Genomic DNA, 2,857 nt, shown 5'->3' with positions numbered 1-2,857 from the left:
GCGGCCTCGGCGATGGCCTCCGGGCGGTGGCTGCGCAGGCGGACGAGTTCGGAGACGTCGACGGTCATTGGACGGCCCCCGCGGTGACGGCCGCCTCGATCTCGTCCGGCGTGGGCATCGCGGAGGAGCACTCCAGGCGGGAGGCGACGATGGCACCGGCGGCGTTGGCGTGCCGCATGACCGTCTCCAGGTCCCGGCCGGCCAGCAGGCCGTGGACGAGACAGCCACCGAAGGCGTCACCGGCGCCGAGGCCGTTGAGGACGTTCACCGGCAGCGGCGGGACCTCGGCGCTCTCGCCGGCGCCGTTCACCGCGAGGACGCCCTTGGGGCCCTGCTTGACGACGGCCAGCTCGACACCGGCGTCCAGGAGGGCGCGGGCGGCGGCGTGGGGTTCGCGCACACCGGTGGCGACTTCCACCTCGTCGAGGTTTCCGACGGCGACGGTGGTTTGACGCAGGGCCTCCGTGTAGAAGGGGCGGGCCGCGTCCGGGTCTGTCCAGAACATGGGCCGCCAGTCGAGGTCGAAGACCGTGGTGCCGGCCTTGGCGCGGTGGGCGAGGGCCGCGAGGGTCGCCGTGCGGCTGGGTTCCTCGCTCAGGCCCGTGCCCGTGACCCAGAAGACCCGGGCGTCGCGGATGGCGTCGAGGTCGAGCTCGTGGGCGTCGATCTCCAGGTCGGGGGCCTTGGGCTGCCGGTAGAAGTACAGCGGGAAGTCGTCCGGCGGGAAGACCTCGCAGAAGGTGACCGGTGTGGGCAGGCCGGGGACCGGGGTGACCCAGCGGTCGTCCACGCCGAAGCCCCGCAGGGCCTCGTGGAGGTAGGTGCCGAAGGGGTCGTCGCCGGTACGGGTGATCACCGCAGTGCGCCGCCCCAGGCGGGCCGCGGCCACCGCGACGTTGCTCGCCGAGCCGCCGAGGAATTTGCCGAAGGACGTGACCTGCGGCAGCGGGACGCTGGTCTGGAGCGGATACAGATCCACTCCGATCCGCCCCATGGTGATCAGGTCGTACGCCATCGGTGTCCCCTCGATGCTCGGCTCTCTCCGGTTTTGTAGCCCCCTCTCGAAGCCCTGTCAATGTTTTGTCCAGACATTCGGACCAGATCATGACAGCGCTTTCCGTCTCCCGGTCCGTGTCAAGGCACCCCGCCGACGCTTCGGCGACCCCTTTGCTGCGGCTGTGTCACAAACACCTCCCTCGTGTCACACGTGTCGCGAGTACGCAGGTCTTCCGTCACACCCGACGCACAGGCCCTGCCCGGGTACCACCGGGCGTCGTTGACCGGACACAGGCTTGTTGATCGCCAGCGCAGCGCCCGGCTCCCCCGGACGGCCGTCCACGGCCGCCGCCGCGGTGCGCGCACGGAGGTGCACGTCATGACCGACCGAAGGCTCTGGTCCTACAAGGAGATCGCGGCGCACATCCGGGTGCAGCCCGACACCGTGCGGTCCTACCGCAAACACGGGCTGCTGCCCCCGCCCGACCACGTCGAGAGCGGCAAGCCCTACTGGTACGCCGACACGGTCCGGGCCTGGGTCGCCGCCAGGCCCGGCAACCGCCGAAGGGCAGAGTGACCCCGCCCCCCCGCACCGGCCCCCTGCCCCACCGCCGCGTGGGGCACGGTCGTCCGCCGTTGCGTCAGCTCCACGGTTCGATGACCGTCGCCCCCGCTCCCGGCGCGGTCCCCATCGCCGCCAGCGCGTCGGGAACCTCGTCCAGGGCGATCGTGGACGTCACCAGCAGGTCGGGGCGGAGCACGCCGCTGCGGACCAGTTCCAGCATGGACGGGTAGCTGTGCGCGGCCATGCCGTGGCTGCCGAGGAGTTCGAGTTCCAGGGCGATCGCGCGGGCCATCGGCACGGGTGTCGTGCCGGCCGGGGAGGGCAGCAGGCCGACCTGGACGTGCCGGCCGCGGCGGCGCAGCCCGTTCACGGAGGCGGCGCAGGTGCCGGGTGAGCCGAGGGCGTCGAGGGAGAGGTGGGCACCGCCGCCGGTCAGCTCGCGGACCGCGGCCGCGGTGTCCGGCACGGCCCTCGCGTCGAGGCACCGCGCCGCCCCGAACGTCCGCGCCAGGTCCAGGGCGCCGGGCGACACGTCGACGGCCACGACCCGGGCGCCCGCCGCGGCCGCGATCATCACGGCCGAGAGCCCGACCCCGCCGCAGCCGTGCACCGCGACCCACTCCCCCGCCGCGACCCGGCCCCGCCGCACCACCGCCCTGTATGCCGTGGCGAACCGGCAGCCGAGCGAGGCCGCCGTCGCGAAGGACAGCTCCCCGGGCAGCGCCACGAGGTTCACGTCGGCGTGGTCCAGCGCCACGTACTGGGCGAAGGAACCCCAGTGCGTGAAGCCGGGCTGGGTCTGGCGCTCGCACACCTGGTGGTCGCCCGCAGCGCAGGACGGGCAGGTGCCGCAGGCGCAGACGAACGGCACGGTGACCCGGTCCCCGGGCCGCCACCCGGTCACCCGGGCGCCCACCGCCTCGACGACCCCGGCGAGTTCGTGCCCGGGCACGTGCGGCAGTGTGATGTCCGGGTCGTGGCCCTGCCAGCCGTGCCAGTCGCTGCGGCACAGCCCGGTGGCCTCGACCCGCACGACGACCCCGTGCTCCGCGGGCTCCGGGTCCGGGACGTCCCGCACCTCGGCAGCCTCTCCGTACCGCTCGAACACCACGGCCCTCATGGATCCACCCGCCTTTCGCTCGTGCCGTGCCCGGGCGCAGGGGTACCGGGTGCCCTGCGCCCCGGGCGTGCGGCGTCTCGGGGAACGCTAGTGCCGCGGCAGGCAACGTTTGCCCGTTGAGGAGCGGCGTTTGGTGCGTGCTCTCGGCGTGCCGGCCGGAAGCCCTCGTACTGGAC

The 2,857-nt window shown here is 73.5% G+C and carries 3 protein-coding genes; 1 reads left to right on the top strand and 2 read right to left on the bottom strand.

Annotated features, from left to right (window positions below):
* Window positions 1-64 precede the first annotated feature (64 nt).
* The gene (gene iolC, locus ABZ281_RS44735) at window positions 65-1,015 is read right to left on the bottom strand and encodes a 5-dehydro-2-deoxygluconokinase (protein WP_356664050.1); all 951 of its coding nucleotides are present in this window, start codon (window positions 1,013-1,015) and stop codon (window positions 65-67) included.
* A gap of 360 nt (window positions 1,016-1,375) precedes the next feature.
* On the opposite strand from iolC, the gene ABZ281_RS44730 reads away from it, so the two are divergent.
* Window positions 1,376-1,573: a MerR family transcriptional regulator gene (locus ABZ281_RS44730; RefSeq protein ID WP_030838226.1), complete on the top strand. Its 198-nt coding sequence runs from the start codon at window positions 1,376-1,378 to the stop codon at window positions 1,571-1,573.
* Window positions 1,574-1,637: 64 nt separating this feature from the next.
* Here ABZ281_RS44730 and ABZ281_RS44725 read toward each other — a convergent pair whose 3' ends face one another.
* On the bottom strand, window positions 1,638-2,681 hold the full coding sequence (locus tag ABZ281_RS44725) for a zinc-dependent alcohol dehydrogenase family protein (protein ID WP_356664048.1): 1,044 nt from the start codon (window positions 2,679-2,681) through the stop codon (window positions 1,638-1,640).
* Window positions 2,682-2,857 lie beyond the last annotated feature (176 nt).

Source organism: Streptomyces sp. NPDC006265, assembly GCF_040613555.1.
In the GTDB taxonomy this organism is placed as follows: domain Bacteria; phylum Actinomycetota; class Actinomycetes; order Streptomycetales; family Streptomycetaceae; genus Streptomyces.
The sequence above is the reverse complement of the archived record's forward strand: the minus strand, read 5'-3'. Positions and strand labels throughout refer to the sequence as shown.